This is a genomic window from Candidatus Poribacteria bacterium, assembly GCA_021162805.1.
GTDB lineage: Bacteria > Poribacteria > WGA-4E > B28-G17 > B28-G17 > JAGGXZ01.
On sequence record JAGGXZ010000044.1, the window covers coordinates 1 to 16616 of the forward strand.

The window sequence follows — 16616 nt, forward strand, 5'->3', positions numbered from 1 at the left end:
GGTGAGGGATTCTTGGAAGGAGTTTCGTTTGGAGCCTTATTTCTCCTTATCTCCTCTGAGCTATTGAAAAGGGGTGATAAAACTGGGGGTAGATCAGGAGGTAAGGGCTTTTCAACGCTTCGAAATAGTCACTTATTGTCATTTGTCGTCATTTAAATGACGGCGAAGCCGAATGACTTAACGACAACAAATGACGGTTGAGCTGTGGACGGCGGACAATTAGCCATACTACACTCAATGGGAATAAGAGCGAATACAAAAAGTTAATCTCTCCGTTCTCCCCGTCTCGGCAGTTTTAAATCATTGAAAACCCCTGGGGACAAGTCGGGTATCGTTGACTTTCCCCTCAACCGGTGATAAAATGAAATCAAAAACTTGGGGGGATGAAAATGATACCGACCTGGATTAAGATATCCGTCAAAGGGATCCGGAACTATTACAGGGGATACCCGGTCTGTGTCTCCATTGAGGTGACGCACTCCTGTACCGCCAACTGTCGACACTGCGATAAAGGCGGGATGAAACCGAACGAGGAGAGGGCGGGACCGGAGGAATACGTCGAGAGGCTAAAAGAGCTGAGATCACCCCCCGTCGTTCAGATCTCAGGCGGCGAGCCGCTCGTGAGGAAGGACATCTGCGATGTCATCAGCGCTTTGAAAGGCGGTGGTGATCTTCCCTATATCATACTCGTCACAAACGGATCGCTGTTGGATGAGGAGAGATATCTGAGGCTCAAGAAGGCCGGAGTGGATAGGATCTCCATATCCCTTGATTTCCCCGACAAAAGACACGATTCCTTCAGAAGGCTCCCCGGCCTGTTCGATCATCTCTCGCAGATCGTTCCCTATCTGGCCGGAAGATATGGGGGATGTGATATAGCGCTGAACACCGCCATAACAAGGGAGAACTTCCCTTACATCTGCGATATCGCCCTCAAAGCACAGGAGTGGGGGGTCGGGATCTCATACAGCGCATATACCACCTTGAGGACAGGAGACGAGTCGCTGACACTTTCGGAGGAGGAATCGAGGCAGCTTGAGGGTCTGATGGAGAGGCTTATACGGATGCAGCTCGATGGGTATAGGATACTCAATACCCCCTCCATGCTGAGAAGGACGGTCCGATATTTCAGGGAGGGAGGCATTCCGAACTGCGGCGCGGGGAGAAGGTTTCTCGTTATCAGGCCTGACGGCACGATGAACCCATGTTCGATGCTGCCGCATCTGATCTTCGATTCCTTCGATAAGATAAGGGAGTTCGCTCGTGGGAACGAGTGCGATAGCTGTTATGTGGCCATCCGGGCTTACTCAGATAGAAGCGTCTCAGAATTCATCGCTGAAGGCAGGCTTATGGTGCGTCTCGCCTCTCAGGATTGAAAGAGGTGATCGATTATGAGGAGGGAGATTCCGCTTAACGGAAGAGACTGGCGGCTGCTTGGTCTAATACCGCACGAGGCCGAATGGCGTAGGATCTGGGAGAGGACGCCGGATTTATCGACGTGGGAACCTCCCATCGATGGCGAGTGGATATTGGCTGAGGTGCCGGGCGATGTGCAGTCCGCGCTCCTTGAGGCGGGGCTCATGCCGAATCCCTACAGGAAACTCAACAGTTACCTATGCGAGTGGACGTGGAACAGGGACTGGATCTATCTCAAGGAGTTCGTGGTGCCCGAAGATCTGAAGGGCCAGAGGGCCGTGCTCCGATTCGACGGCGTGGATTACTCATGTGAGGTCTACCTCAACGGTTACCATCTCGGGGGACACGAGGGGACGTTTACGCCCTTCGAGTTCGACGTCTCACAGCACCTTAATTACGGCGAGATCAACAGGCTCTGGGTCCTCGTCCATAAGGCGCCCGATGAGCAATGGCAGATAGGTCGGACGAGCCAGGTGCGCACGTGGAAGCCGAGGTTCGCCTACGGATGGGACTGGTGCACAAGACTTGTCCCGATCGGCATCTGGCAGGGCGTTCGTCTGATCTTTCACGGCGGATACCTCATCCGGGATGTCTGGATCAGAAGCCATCTCTCATCCGGAACGGCCTATCTCGCCATATGCGCCGAGATCGAATCGTCCGCCAGATCCCTCCTCACGTTGAGCGTCGAGATACTGGACGACGAGGAGGTCGTCTCCGAATCGAGAGGGGAGATACCCGTATCCCGCGGGAGAGAAACCCATATGATCTATCTCAGGCTGGAAAACCCCAAACTGTGGTATCCAAACGGATACGGCGGGCAGGCGATGTATAGGGCAAGGGTGAAAATCGAGCGGGATGGCGAGGAAATCGATAGAAGGGACGTGAGGTTCGGGATACGCCAGATCAAGGGGGTTCCCAACGAGGGCGCTCCGCCCGACGCCCTACCTTACACTTTGGAGGTCAACGGCCGTAGGGTGTTCATAAAGGGATGGAACTGGACGCCGCTCGATCATCTCTACGGCAATATGACGAGAGCTAGATATGAAAGATTGCTTCGCCTCGCAAAAGAAGCCAACGTCAATCTGCTGAGGGTGTGGGGCGGTGGGTTGATCGAGAGCGAGCACTTCTACGAGCTATGCGATGAGATGGGTATAATGATCTGGCAGGAGTTCATCCAATCTTCCTCAGGCATCGATAACGAGCCCTCTAAGGATGAGGGTTATCTGAATTACATAGACGCCCAGGCGAGGGAGATCATACCGCTTAGGAGAAATCACCCATCGCTGGTCATATGGTGTGGCGGCAACGAGCTTACGGACTCCGACTATAGGCCCTTGAGCTGCGATCACCCTGCCATCGCTATTTTAAAAAGGGCGGTGGAGGATCTGGACCCCGATAGGATCTTCTTTCCCACCTCGCCCAGCGGGCCTACCTTCAGCGCCGATCCGTCCCAAAAAGGCCAGATGCACGACGTTCACGGCCACTGGAGGTATCTAGGTCCCGAGCGACATTACGAGTTCTTCAACTCGATAGACCCGCTCCTGCATAGCGAGTTCGGGGTCGAAGGAGCGGCGAACGTGGAGACGATGCTGGAGATAGCCTCAGAGGATGAGCTCTGGCCGCCGAAACCTACAAACCGTATATGGACCCATCACGGGTCGTGGTGGATAAACTGGGATATGATCTGCTCGCTCTTCGGCGAGCCCAAATGCCTGGGCGAATTCATCCGGGCGAGTCAGTTCATCCAGGCTGAGGGGCTTAGATATGGTATAGAGGCCAACAGGCGGAGGAAATGGCGGTGTTCAGGGACGATCCCGTGGCAATTCAACGAGGCATATCCCAACACCTCCTGCACCAACTGCGTTGATTTCTTCGGCAGGGTCAAACCGGCATACTGGTGGGTCAGGAAGGCCTACGAGCCGGTTCACGTCAGCGCGCTCTATCCCTCACTCTCATGGCACGGCAGGGAGAAGTTCCGGGCCGAGATATGGGTTTCCAACTCCACAACGGCACGAACGTGTAGGCTGGAGACGGTCATATGTGACCTGGACGGCGAGATCTTTCACAGGGAGTTCAGGGACGTCGATCTGCCGGAAAACGGCAGCTCTAGGCTTTCACACGTCGAGATGGACATACCGGTGGGGTTCAAACACCTCTTCATCCTCCAACTGAAGCTCGTGGAGGGCGATGAGATGCTCTCCGAGAACTGCTATCTCTTTTCGGCCGCCCATGAGCCGATATTCTCACCCCTGTTTCACGCACCTAGCTGTTCGTTGTCCGTGGAGAGGGAGAGGGGTTATCTGGAGATCTTCAACGAGGGGCCTGCCTGTGCGATGTTCGTCTGGATCGAGACCGATCCGATGGACTCCCATCTTGAGGACAACTATCTGATCCTCACACCCGGCGAATCCAGGAGGATCAGGTGTGACGCTCGTTCCGCCCTGATCTCCGCCTGGAACGCTGAGGGAAAAACGGTAGGGCCTGAGAATTAAACGGAGGTGCGAGGGTGGCGAAGCTATATGCAGGTGTATCGGCTGTGAACATAACCCCGCCCGTGGGGATCGACCTGACGGGTTTCGCCGGCCGACCGTCGCCGGCGATCGGAATCCATGATGACCTTTACGCTAAGTGCCTGGTGATGGATGATGGGACCGAGAAGATCGGGATACTCACCATGGACCTTCTGGGGCTGGATTCCGACATCGTCGAGAGGGTCAGAGAGGAGGTGGAGGACAAACTCGGGGTGCCCTCACGCTGCCTGATGCTCTCGACGTCTCACACCCACTCCGGCCCGGCAACGATATCCCTGAGGGGACTGGGCAAGAGGGACGAGGTATACGTCGAGGAGCTGACCAGGAAGCTGATCGGAGCGGTGAAGATGGCCTTTGACTCGGTCAGACCGGCGAAGGTGGGTTTCGGAACCGGTCAGGTGCAGATAGGGATCAACCGCCGACAGAGGCTCAAAACGGGCGCCATGGCTATCGGTCAGAACCCTTCAGGACCCGTGGCGCCCTACGTGGATGTGATGCGCGTGGATGACGAGAGCGGCAGACCGATGGCCGTGCTCTTTTCACATGCCGCCCACCCGGTGGTGCTCGGAGGGAAGAACCTCCTGGTCTCGGCCGATTATCCGGGATACGCCATGAGACTGGTCGAGCGGATCGAGGGTTGCGTCGCTATGTTCGCCCAGGGGTGCTGCGGCGATGTCAACTCCAACCCGGTGGGAAGGACGTTCGAGGATGCCCGCAGGCTCGGTACCATCCTCGGCGGCCACACGATAGGCGTCGCCGAGTCGATAGGATGCTCGGATGATGATGTCAGATTGAAGGCCATATCCCGAAAGGTCGAGCTTCCACTTCAAGATCCCCTCCCTCCCGAGGAGACGAGCAGGCTGGTGATCGAATACAGAGAAAGGCTCGAGGAGGCCAAAAGACGAGGTGAACACAGGGGACAGATATACCTGCATGAGGGAATGCTGGGATGGGCCGAGGATATGGATAAACTGGCCTCATCCGGAAAGACCGGTCTCACCAAGGGGTTCGAGATCCAAGCGATAAGGATAACGGAGAGAGCCGTGATCCTGGGGATGGCCGGCGAGGTCTTCGTGGATTATCAGATCGACCTGAAACGCCGATCGCCGTATGAGATGACGATGGTCTTCGCCTACACGAACGGATGCATCGGATATGTCCCCACGGCCGACGCCTACCCCGAAGGGGGATATGAGGTGGATATGGCCTATAAATATTACGGCACTTTGATGCTTAAGCCCGAATCAGACGGCATCATCAGAGACGAGGCGCTGAAGATGTTGAGGGAAATGCGGGAGGAAAGTCATTTATAGTCACTACACACCACTACTACTATCCCCTGAGGTTGATAAAGAATTGACCTAACCTCCCCTTAAATTTCGCATCATATATCATGAAGGCCGAAAACAGAGGGAGGTATAAACGAACTTTAAGTTGGATGGATGCGTAAGGATCCTATGAGGAAGATGAGATTTCCCTGAAGAGATCGAAAGGAGGGGTGAATTGATGGGAAAATGGATTGGGAGGATATCGTTGTGGGTCTTAATCTGTTTGACACCCATTTCAACCCTCGCCGGGGAGGGCTACAGAAACAGGCGGATACAAGCGGTCAAAACCGATCAACCCCCCGTTATAGACGGGAAACTTGACGATCTATGTTGGAAGAAGGCGCCTTTGGCACATCCCTTTATCGACTCCTACACCTCAAAGGTGGCACCGGATCAGACGGAAGCCTATGTGCTTTACGACGAGAAAGCCCTTTACGTCGCCTTCAAATGTTTCGACTCACAGCCCGACCAGATAAAGGCGACCGAGACCAAAAGGGACGGAAACCCGTGGGGGGACGATTTCGTAGAGGTGGCCATAGATCCGTTCGATATCGGTCAGTTCTCGGGGAGAAACGTCTTCAAGGTGAACGCCATAGGGACACAGTTCACCGAGATCAGAGGGGGAAGAGCTAATAAAGCTGAATGGAAAGGCGACTGGCAGGCCGCTGTCAGGAGAACTGAGTTCGGATGGACGGCTGAAATGGCCATACCGTGGGACATAATGGACAGACCATCTTCAGACAAGCCGATCACTATGGGGATAAACTTCGGGAGGTATCAAGCCAGAACTAAGATCTTTTCTTTTTGGTCGGATCTGGGCTATCCTTTCCATCACGAGTGGAACGGACACCTGGTGGGGGTTATCTTACCCAAGAGGAAACCCAAGAGATTGGTGAGGATACTGGGATACACCTTTGGAGGGATCAAGCCGGATAGGAGGATGTTGAGGGGAGGGTTGAACCTCAGATACCGACCCTCAGGTCAAGCTAACGTTCTCCTGACGATCAACCCCGATTTTTCGAACGTGGAGCAGGAGGTAGAGACGATAGATTTCTCTTATCTCCCTAGGGCCTACTCCGATAAACGCCCCTTCTTCCAGGAGGGAAGGGAGGTGTTCGGAGGGAAACAGGAGATCTTCTACAGCAGGAGGATAATCTGGATGGACGGAGGGGTTAAGGGATATGGCAGGAAGGGGAGATGGACGTTCGGGGTTATGGATTGCTTCGATCTGGACAGGTGGAACGCCTTTCTGATGAGGGTGAGCAGGGAGGTGGGGGAAGCTGGATCGATAAGCTTCTCGATGGCGAGCCATCTGGATTCGGAGGAGGGTTATAATCAAACGACGTACTTGGCGTATAACGGCAGGTTCGGCGATATGATAATGGGGTTCGATATCGGAGCCAGTTTGACGGAAGGTGAAGGCGGAGAGGGTTCTTTCGGTTCCGGATACGTAGGGTGGCGCGGGAGAAATCTGTTTGCAAACCTGACGGGGAGATATATCAGTCCGGGTTATGAGACCAGATTGGGGTTTGCACCCTCAGAACCCTGTAAGGGCATCGGCTTTAACCTCGGGTATTCGGCTGAGAGATTGATGGAGGGGAAACTCTCGATGGGGGTAGGGATACTCGCAAACGATTACAACCACTATGAAGGTGGGGATTATAGGAGTAGGATCTCACCTTGGTTCTGGACGTGGTTTTCCGAGGGGACAAGATGGGGATTCGGAACCCATCTCCAATTTGAGAGAAGCAGATTCGAGGAGTTTGAGGATACGGTTCTATCCGGAGGGGTGAACTTGTGGAGGAGATACGATCTTTTCGAGATAAGCGGAGGATTGAGTTTATCCCTCGGAACCCGTCGGGAGGAGAGCTACAGGTTCATCAAACCGAGCCTCAAGGTGACGTCAAAGGGGAACGTCCTCGTTTTCAATTACTACATCGAGGCTTTAAAGCTGGGGAAGAAAAGGGAGAAGCTGCATGTCTTGTGGATAAACTTCAACATCACCCCTGAGAGGAGCTTGGGAGGGAGAATGGTTTTGAAAGGGGATAAATTGAACTGGTATCTCTCCTACAGGCAAGGGGTGAGGAGAGGGATGGACGTCTATTTCATCATGGGCGACCCCAACGCGGAGGAGTTCAGCAGGAGAGCCGTGTTGAAATTGATCATACCGCTTAAATGAATCGATCTAACCTCCCCTTAAATTTCGCATCATATATCATGGAGGCCGAAAACGGAGGGAGGTCGGAAATTGAAGGACGAGGAACTGGTCAACCTTACGCTTCAGGGAAAGGTCGAGGCGTTTTCAGTCCTCGTGATGAGATACCAAAGCAGTATCTATGGGCTATGTTACCATTTCCTTAAGGACTTCGAGGAGGCCAAGGATATAACACAGGAGGTTTTCATAAGGGCCTATACCCGTCTTTCGGAGCTCAAAGAACCTGAGAAGTTCAAGGCTTGGCTCAAGCAGATAGCGGTGAACCTCTGCAGAATGCATCTACGCTCCAAAGCTTCCTCTCAGCGGAGAGTCAAGGAGGTTATATCCTCCGATTCATTCGAGGCTCGAAACATCCCCGATTCGCTTCCCAGGCCCGATGAGGCGCTGGAACGGGAGGAGATGGAGGAGATGGTGAAAAAGGCTTTAAGCAAGCTATCCCCGAGAAACCAACAGATATTGATCCTCTTCTACATAGACGATCTGAGCTACAGGGATATAGCCGAGTTCCTCGACCTCCCTCTCTCCACGGTGAAGTGGAGGTTACATCGATCCAGAAAACTTTTGAGGGAGGAGGTTTTGAAGATGATGGAGAAGGGGTTCTCCGAACATAAGGTAGGTTCCGAGTTCACTCAAGAGGTTTATCAGGCGATATGTGAGAAGGTCGAGGAACCGTTTGAGCTGGATCTGGTCACGCGACCGGGCGAGCCGATAGTGATCTTCGCCGGATTGGGACAGATGAAGTTCAGGATGACCGGGTGGGACGAGGAGAGGGTGGCCCTCAGGGGGAAAAAGGTGCTCTTCGGGGGTTCCGTTGAGGACGCCAGGAGGAAGTCCGATCAGGTCCAGACGTTTCTGAGAAGATGCGATAGCTTCCTGAAGGAGGGGTTCGGGAGAGATATGGAGATCGTCACGGGGGCTACCGGTCTCGAACCGACCCTCGAATACACCACTATGGGTGAGATGTTACGACGTCTGTTAGAGTGGACGAAGGAGAAGTGGTCGGAGCTGCACCGGGATGTGATCCGGAAGCTGGAGGGAAGCTGCGTGAGCGTCGAGCTTTTGGGAAACAGACCCGAACCGATGTGGGCTCACATAGATGAGGAGTTGAAACCCCTCTTCTCCGTGCAGCTCATCCAGGACGATCTGGCGCTCGGTCCATCCGTCTCCCTGGATATCTCGCTTAGCGTCCCGAACGGACATCCGGTGGTGATCTTCCTTGTGTTCACGAGATACCCTGAGATCTCAAACTTCGAGGGGGAGATCACGCTGATAGGCGACTCGGTGATCTCAAAGGCGTATGATATCAAGGGGAAACTGAGGAGTTTCAGGGGGTTTATCGAGGAGATCAAAGGGTTTCAAGGCGAGCTTTCGATCCTCGACGACGGATACTACAGAGGGGTGGAGTGGGGGAAAGACGTGGTGAGGCGAGTGGGTCATGTGCCGGTCATGAAGATAGAGGATGTGAACGGCAAAGTTGAACTTAAGCTCAAGGAGGAGAAGGTTCGGATGAAGAAGGTGTTCGGGGAGGTGAGATGTCGAAATGAGTTCGGCGATACGGAGTTCGAGATAGAGGAGATCAGGGAGGGGGACAGATATGAGCTGAGCTCGACCGGTGGGGATATAACCGTGAAGATCGCCGATTCGCTCAAGGGTAAGGTTAAGATCGTTTTGGAGAGCGAGAGCGGGAAGCTCGACTATAAGCGGTGGGAGGAGTTCGAGTATACCTTCAACAACCCTTGGCTTATCCGCGCCGGATCGGTTCCCAAGGAGGAATCGGAAGAGGCTGATCTCAGGGTCAGAACCGCCATCGGCACCATAACCCTTCGTCCGATTTCGCCAGCGCTGTAGCGGCAGGCCCCTGGGCCTGTCGGATTTGGGGGCACGCACAGGGGCTTGCCCCCTACCACGCCTGATTATACCAAATCATTGAAAAGCCCTTTTCACCTAGCTTACCACCATCTTACTACCCTCTTTCAGGAAGAAGGAGAAGATAAGAGAAACGCTCAATTTCCTTTGAGCGTAGCAGTATCACCGAAAACGGCGGCACATAAAGTGCCGCCCTACGAAAGTGTTACCATGATTGTGAACCATCCCGCGATAATATGAGCGCTAAACGTAGTTCAGCCCGGGATAAGCGAGCGGTAAGGGGAACACATACGTCAAGTCCTTCAGCGTATTCGTCCTGGGTATTATCTCTTTCTCCCTTTCGTCATGCGTGCCGAATACGAGATAAACGAGTTCAGCGCTGCCTCTGACGGTTAACTCCTCCCCACCCAGGCGGATGCGATATTCATCGCCTTTCTGATGGAACTCCAGAGAATCCGCTTTTTCGCCAAGCCGTTCCTCGATATATGGGTGTAATCTCTCCATAAGCCCGCTAAAGTTTATTATTTTGATCGTATAGCCCGGCATGTTTATGGGCGTGGATGATATCCCCTTCCGTCTGAGAAGATGGATCATCTCCCCGTCGTGGAAGGGCACATAGAGGTTCAGTCCATCGATCCCGTACATATCGAAAACGTATCTCATAGCTCCGACTATCGCATGTCTGTCGCCGGCATATTCGATAACGTTGCTTACCCTCGCATCCACCGGCGGTTGTACGGCCAAATAACCCAGGAGATCGCCTCCCCTGAGAACCACCGATGTCTCCGCCCCGACATTTCTGTCACTGCCGCTTATCAACATCCGTCTGAACTCCTCCAAGCTGCGATGGAATCTCACCGGTTCCCTCTCATAGATTGTGATTATCTGCCTTACATGTTCCTCCTCATAAGGGATAAGCTCCACGTTCTGGTCGATGAATCCCCTTAGATCCTCCCTGCCGATCCTGAAGTGATACATCCTCGATGCGGGGACGCATCCCACCCTTCTGTAGAGGTTTCTGTCGCCGGATACGAGCATGAGATCTACTCCATCGGCCTCGAGCTTTCGTACGGCGTCCTCTAACAGTCTGGTCGCATATCCTCTGCCTCGGTACTCGGGATGGGTGCATACCGAGCCGATGCTTCCCACCTTTATCCTGCTGCCGTAGATGATCATCTCCCCCTCATGGATGCCGAGATGCGACACGGGCTCACCGTCCACCAGGATAACGCGCATGTTTTCCAAGTTGTCCCTGTTGAGGAGGATGGAGTAGAGCTCCTGCTTGCTCGGGGACGGACATTTATCTCCTCTGAACACGGAGTCCACAAGTTTCATCACACGACCGAATTCCTCCCTCATCGTGCCTCTGGGTCCTTCAACCTTATACGCCCTCTTCCGATTCACCTTCGCCCTCCTCCATCACCCACTCCTCGTTGAAATGGACGTGTTTTATGGTGCGGAGGTTATAGGTATAGGTGGCGTGAAGGGTGTCGTCCCTCGCCTGGATGATTGAAGGATAGTCGAACCGTTCGCCTGGGGTATCCTCTAGATGGCGCGTCCAACGCCACGTCCGGCCACGATCCGTCGATATGGAGACGGCGAGCCGATCGCGGGCGTCCTCCTTGTCGTTGCAGATCATCAACAGGTGACCGTTGCGCAATAAAATGGCCTCGAGCCCTGAGCCGGGATGTATCAGATCGATCTCCCTCATCTGGGACCACGTGATTCCGCCGTCCAACGAGTCACTTCGCCTGATCCTACCGCCGGACGTGCGGAAGAAGGCCGTTATCGTCCCGTCAGGGAACTCCACCAGCGTCGGCTGTATAACACCCCGCCCGGGAACCGGCTTCGAGAAGGTCCAAGTCTCACCGCTGTCCTGGGTGATGGCCATGGCGGCGATGTAAAAGTTCTCGTTCGCCAGGGGGATCACAACAGCGCCGTCCGAACGGATGAGCGGATGTGCACGGGGCATCCATCCCAGCCGCGAGCTCAGAGGATTACCCTCGGACGCCATTTCCTCAAGCTCAGCGATACGGGGGACGAGGATGTTTTCCCTATCCCAGATCGGCGGTCCCGGTCTATCGTATCGCGACGATATCTTATACCGCAGAAGGGCGCTTCCCCACGTCCAGCGGGGCACTCCTAACAGGGTGGCGTGGACGAGCCAGAGATGTCCCCGGCGATCGATGGCCATGCACGGATTGTTGTTGGACACACCGAAGGTATCGCTCATCACAAACGGCTTTTCCCAGGAGTCCGCCCCTATGGGCTTACGCGAACCCCCGATACGCACATCGTCGCTTTTGTCTCTCCTCTCCGAGTAGTAAGGCGGCGGGAGCTCCCTCCCGTTTTCGTACCAGACGGCTCTGAGATCGCCGTTGGGACACTCCACGATGCACGATGCATGCACATGTCCGTGATCCTCGATCTGAGGGTCGAAGATGAACTCCTCCTCATAGAGCGGTTTAGCCATCGTTTCCTCCGATTCCTCTAGAGCTTCATGAAATACTCCACACATTCGTGGCGTATGTTGAACCCCGCCCTCTCATACGCCCTCCGAGCGGGAGCGTGGGCGTAGTCAAGACCTGTAAACACTTTGGCGTAGAGCATCCCATGTTTTCGGAAATAATCGAAGACGGCCTTATACATCTGTTGGCCGATCCCCTTCAGATCACAGTCGGGGTCTCTGGCGTTATTGCCTATCTCGCCGATCTTCCTGTCGAAGTCCAGCCTGAAGGTCACGAAACCGACGATCCGTCCGTCCTCCTCGCACACGAAAACCCATTCCGGATGTCGCTTGCAATGTGCTCTGACCTGTTCCCCCTTCGACGTCCTTTCGTCCGGCACGAGGAGCTCGAAGAGCTCATCCCCGTATATCTCCCTGAACATCCTGTATATCCCACGCCAGGCGCGGTTGGCGATGTCCATGATTATCGGAAGGTCCTCCGGCCTATATGGACGAACCAATTCCTCCCTCCTCAACTTTAAAGGTTCGTAGATTCGCTCGCCCGAGTTCCCTTTGAGAGCTGCGTTTATCCGTGATTGACCGTCCGCCGTCTGTGGCGAAATAACGGCGGGCAGCGAATTGCCGATGGTTATGACCGAATTCGCTAAGAGGATAACACAGCTCCAAGATGCTGTCAATATATCGAATGCCCGAAATCGTGCACCTGCACGATGAAACTGCCCCATTTCGTGCACCTTGATCCTCGAAAACCGGATTATATCTATATGTTTTATCGGCACGAATTTTGCTGGAAAGAATCCAGATCGGTTGTTGCCAGGTAGAGTTAAATCGATGGAATGGGAAGGAGAAACAAGTTAAATCGATGGAATGGGAAGGAGAAACAGTATGAGCAGAGCTTTGATGTTGATTTTCCTGTTCGTCGCTCAGATCCCCTTCAGCATCGCCGAGGGGAAGGGGATAAGGATGAGGGAGATACTGGTCGAACCTGAGGATTCCCTAGGCATATCCAGGGAGTTTCCATCTCTAGGTGAGATATCGAGCGATCTGGCGAATCGGCTGCCGCTGATAGACAACGACGTCTACAGGGCGGCGCAGATCTTCCCGGGGGTTACAGCCAACGATTTCAGCGCCCGGTTTCACGTCAGAGGGGGCGAGCTGAACGAGATAGGTGTCAGGCTTGACAGTATTCCACTTTATCAGCCGTATCACCTTCAGGATTTCGGCGGGGCGATATCGACCATCGACCTCGGCCTGATACAAAGGGCAAGGCTCTTCATGGGAGGATATCCGCCCAGATACGGAGATTGGATCTCAGCCGTATATGACATATACACCCGATCCCAAATCCCACCTAAAACCCGATTTGAGGCCGGGATCGATCTGATCAACACCGATCTCATGATCGACTCTCCTCTGCCCCGACTCAAAAACGGCCACTGGCTTCTCACCCTCCGCCGCGGATATATAGATCTCATCATGAAGATGATCCAATCGGAGGAGAAGTTTGAGCCGAGATATTTCGACCTTTTCAACAAGATTAGCCTCACCCCCTCTCCCGATAGCACCCTCTCGATCAACCTCCTCTACGCCAAGGACACGAACCTGATAGATGAGATCGGCCGGGAGAACGACGTGGACTCCAGCTATGAAAACGGCATGATATGGAGCTCATGGGATAAGCGGCTGAGCGAGAGGATGAACATCTTATCAAGCCTCTTCGCTGGCAAGTATAACGGGAGAAAGCGGGAAGGGTTAGATGGCGTGGACGATAGAAACTTAGGTTTTGTCGGGGCTAAAGCGGATATGTCGCTGAATCTGAGACGAAATATCGCTAGGGCTGGAATCGAGCTCCAGCACGGTTGCGGCAGATACGATTACCATCACAGTAAGGAGGGGATCTCGACCGACGTGAAGGGGGATTTAGCGGGATGGTTCCTGCGCGGATACCTTCAAGATACGATCGGGCTGGGGGATGCAAGGTTGAACGGTGGATTGGGATGGTGGTATCAGAGCAACGGCGGTAGATTCTCCATCTCACCTCGTTTATCCCTCTCACTACCCATCGGTGAAAAACTGAGGCTCAAGGGGGCGTGGGGCCTGTTCAGACAACCGGTCAGGGTTACAGAGCTGCCGGTTGAGGAGGGAATCTCGGAGGTAACCGATCCACAGAGAGCCGCACATTACATAATCGGCCTTGAGTATCGACCGAACGATAAATTCCTCCTGAAAGCCGAGGCCTACCGAAAGGAGATGAGGGATCTGGTGGGGAGGATAGAGGATTACGGCCGTAAGGAACGGTTCTTCATCAGAGCAAGGTCTGGATACGCGCACGGTCTGGAGGTGTTTCTGAATCAGATCTTCTCCGATAGGCTCTCCTGGATGTTGGGTTATACCTATTCGGTCGCCAAAGCCCGTAGCGATGCCGGGGAGTTTTTCAGGCCCTTCGATCAAAGACATACTTTGGGGATCGACCTCAACTACAGAACGGGATACGGCGTGTTGAACCTATCGTGGCGATTTCACACCGGCAATCCCTATACCGATAGCTGGTATGAGAAGGTGAACGGGGAATGGGTCAAAAGATATGGCGATCCATATGCCGAGAGATTGCCGAGCTATCACAGCTTGGATCTCAGATTCTCCAGGGAATTCAAATTCAGACGGTGGCAGTTGAGCCTCTACCTGCAGGTGATGAACCTGTATAACCGCCAAAACGTCCATGAATACTCGTGGTCGAAAATAGAAGAACCGAACGGCAAGGTCAGATATGAAAGGGTGGAGGAGCATTATCTGCCGATACTTCCCACCTTCGGGATAAGGGTTAAATTCTAATCTGAGGGAGGTACAGGGATGAAGAAAACCTCGTCTCTTCTTCTACTTTCATTTCTATTCACCTTTGTAACAGCGCTCTCCTATCCTCAGGTGAAGCTTCGGGAGATAGTCGTAACGGGGACCAGATCGGAGAGGAGCCTTTTCTGGACGCCGCGATCCATATCCGTCCTATCTTCTGAGGAGCTGGAGAGGGTAAACCTCTTCGCCACGACAACCCCGGAGATGTTGAAGGAGGCGACCGGGATCTTCGCTCAGGTGACGACACCGGGACAGGGATCGCCCTTAATCCGAAACCTGACGGGATACCATACCCTGATCATGGTCGATGGGGTCAGGTTAAACAACTCCACGTTCCGTTCGGGACCGAATCAGTATCTGGCGACTATCCCGGCGATCTCCGTCGGGAGGATCGAGGTCCTGCGCGGCTCCGGTTCATCCCTTTACGGCAGTTCGGCGATGGGAGGCGTGATAAACGTCTTCACAAGGGAGCCCGCCTTCTCCGATAAAGGATGGATCGTAAAGCCTCTTCTCTCCACGAAGCTCGCAAGCGCAAACAGGGAGAAGACGATCGGGCTCGGAGTGGAGGGGGGAGCACAAAAACTCTCCTTCCTGGTCGAAGGCGCCTTCAAGGATGTCGGAGACGTTCATCCCGGAAAAGGCGCTGACATCCACTTCAAAACCAGGAAATTCATCATAACCTCCGATCCCTCCCCCGAAAATTTGCCGGAGGGAGCGTGGACGGTGGATGTCGAATCGCCCACCAATTGGAGGGGATACACCGCCGATGCCAAGGTCAAAGCCAAACTGGGAGACGGTGAGGCCAAAATCGGATATCAGCTCTCCCGACAGCCCGAAATCCCGAGGTATGACAAGATCTCCACGAAACAGTATGAGACCTACCTCTTCTCACCCCAAAACAGGGATATGGTCTACCTCAAATACAAATTGAAACCTTTCTCCGTGATCCTCTCATATCACAGACAGGAGGAAGGACGTAAATCCCGCAAAAGCGGAAGCTCTAAGGAATCCGAGAAACGGGACACGGTCCACACGATCGGCCTCTCGGCTCAGTTCCTGAAGGAGATCTCAAAACACCGGTTGACCGCGGGGATGGATTTTTACCTCGATCGCCTGGATAGCTGGAGCGAGACGGTGAACCTCAAAACCGGCGAGATGAAGAGGATGAACTGGGGGAGATTCCCGGACGGATCGCAGTTCTGGGATCTGAACCTTTTCGGTCAAGCCGAGCTCAAGATCACCGATAGGTTGCAGGCGGTTTTAGGCGAAAGATTCACCCACTATAAAACTAAATCCGATCTGAGCCTGCGCGATCCGATGTTCGGCCTGCTGGAGAGCGGCGGGAACGCCCTGACGGGTAACGCGGGGGTTATCTTCAACCTGCTCGAGGGGTTGAACCTCTACGCCAGCGTGGCCCAGGGATTCCGAGCGCCGAGCTTAAACGATACCACCGCGGTCGAGGTCACAAACGAGGGGATAGATGCCCCGAATCCGGATATCGGCCCTGAAAAAAGCCTCTCCCTTGAGGCCGGGATCAAGTTCATGAAGGAAAGGTTCTCCGGCTCCATCGCTCTCTATCAGATGAAGATATCCGATCTGGTGACAAGGGTCCCGGTCGCCGAATACTTCGGCGGAGAGATACCCAAGTTCTATAGGGATCTTCAGGCCGAACATCCGGGCGTAGATATATTCGTGCACACGAACATCAAGGAGGCCATCATAAGGGGAGTGGAGTCCGAGGCGAACTTCACACTGAAAGAGGGGTTGACCCTCTACGGCAACCTTATGTTCACAAGGGGAAAGGACGTCGAAAGCGGAGAGCCTATACGCCGCGAGCAACCTCTGAGGGGGATGATCGGGATCCTCTGGGAGCCCAACGATCGAACATGGTATGAGTTCTTTGCGAGAGGAGCTACGAAACAGACCCGGCTCTCATCGGGCGA

At 54.0% G+C, this 16616-nt stretch carries 10 protein-coding genes; 7 read left to right on the forward strand and 3 right to left on the reverse strand.

Translation table 11 applies throughout. The features are described from left to right. Positions 1 to 389: 389 nt before the first annotated feature. The 5 genes from J7M22_03090 (at position 390) to J7M22_03110 (ending at position 9338) form a co-directional block, all read left to right on the forward strand. The gene (locus J7M22_03090) at positions 390 to 1376 is read left to right on the forward strand and encodes a radical SAM protein (GenBank protein MCD6505590.1); all 987 of its coding nucleotides are present in this window, start codon (positions 390 to 392) and stop codon (positions 1374 to 1376) included. Between the two features lie 15 nt (positions 1377 to 1391). Then, entirely contained in the window at positions 1392 to 3908 is a 2517-nt protein-coding gene (locus J7M22_03095) for a hypothetical protein (protein ID MCD6505591.1), read from the forward strand. Between the two features lie 14 nt (positions 3909 to 3922). Further along, positions 3923 to 5260: a neutral/alkaline non-lysosomal ceramidase N-terminal domain-containing protein gene (locus J7M22_03100; protein ID MCD6505592.1), complete on the forward strand. Its 1338-nt coding sequence runs from the start codon at positions 3923 to 3925 to the stop codon at positions 5258 to 5260. A 193-nt stretch (positions 5261 to 5453) separates the two neighbouring features. Then, positions 5454 to 7454 carry a carbohydrate binding family 9 domain-containing protein gene (locus tag J7M22_03105; GenBank protein MCD6505593.1) on the forward strand — a complete coding sequence of 667 codons (2001 nt, stop codon included), beginning with the start codon at positions 5454 to 5456 and terminating at the stop codon, positions 7452 to 7454. A 69-nt stretch (positions 7455 to 7523) separates the two neighbouring features. Next, positions 7524 to 9338: a sigma-70 family RNA polymerase sigma factor gene (locus J7M22_03110; GenBank protein ID MCD6505594.1), complete on the forward strand. Its 1815-nt coding sequence runs from the start codon at positions 7524 to 7526 to the stop codon at positions 9336 to 9338. Positions 9339 to 9599: 261 nt separating this feature from the next. Here the strand turns inward: J7M22_03110 and J7M22_03115 are convergent, their stop codons facing one another. The 3 genes from J7M22_03115 to J7M22_03125 are packed head-to-tail and all read right to left on the reverse strand — an operon-like array spanning position 9600 to position 12557. After that, on the reverse strand, positions 9600 to 10760 hold the full coding sequence (locus tag J7M22_03115) for a GNAT family N-acetyltransferase (GenBank protein ID MCD6505595.1): 1161 nt from the start codon (positions 10758 to 10760) through the stop codon (positions 9600 to 9602). Beyond that, positions 10738 to 11829 (reverse strand): exo-alpha-sialidase, encoded by a 1092-nt coding sequence (locus J7M22_03120; GenBank protein ID MCD6505596.1) that lies wholly within the window; start codon positions 11827 to 11829, stop codon positions 10738 to 10740. Before J7M22_03120 ends, J7M22_03115 begins: the two co-directional genes overlap by 23 nt. A 17-nt stretch (positions 11830 to 11846) precedes the next feature. Then, entirely contained in the window at positions 11847 to 12557 is a 711-nt protein-coding gene (locus J7M22_03125) for a GNAT family N-acetyltransferase (GenBank protein ID MCD6505597.1), read from the reverse strand. Positions 12558 to 12708: 151 nt separating this feature from the next. Between J7M22_03125 and J7M22_03130 the strand changes: the two genes are divergently transcribed. Then, on the forward strand, positions 12709 to 14655 hold the full coding sequence (locus J7M22_03130; GenBank protein ID MCD6505598.1) for a hypothetical protein: 1947 nt from the start codon (positions 12709 to 12711) through the stop codon (positions 14653 to 14655). Between the two features lie 18 nt (positions 14656 to 14673). Continuing rightward, positions 14674 to 16616 (forward strand): TonB-dependent receptor (locus J7M22_03135; GenBank protein ID MCD6505599.1); only part of this gene is annotated, 1943 nt, incomplete at its 3' end.

What these genes read in the sequence shown, in the direction of transcription:
- J7M22_03090 (MCD6505590.1), top strand. Translation starts at nt 390, where the DNA reads ATGATACCGACCTGGATTAAGATATCCGTCAAAGGGATCCGGAACTAT.
- J7M22_03095 (MCD6505591.1), top strand. Translation starts at nt 1,392, where the DNA reads ATGAGGAGGGAGATTCCGCTTAACGGAAGAGACTGGCGGCTGCTTGGT.
- J7M22_03105 (MCD6505593.1), top strand. Translation starts at nt 5,454, where the DNA reads ATGGGAAAATGGATTGGGAGGATATCGTTGTGGGTCTTAATCTGTTTG.
- J7M22_03120 (MCD6505596.1), bottom strand. Translation starts at nt 11,829, where the DNA reads ATGGCTAAACCGCTCTATGAGGAGGAGTTCATCTTCGACCCTCAGATC.
- J7M22_03130 (MCD6505598.1), top strand. Translation starts at nt 12,709, where the DNA reads ATGAGCAGAGCTTTGATGTTGATTTTCCTGTTCGTCGCTCAGATCCCC.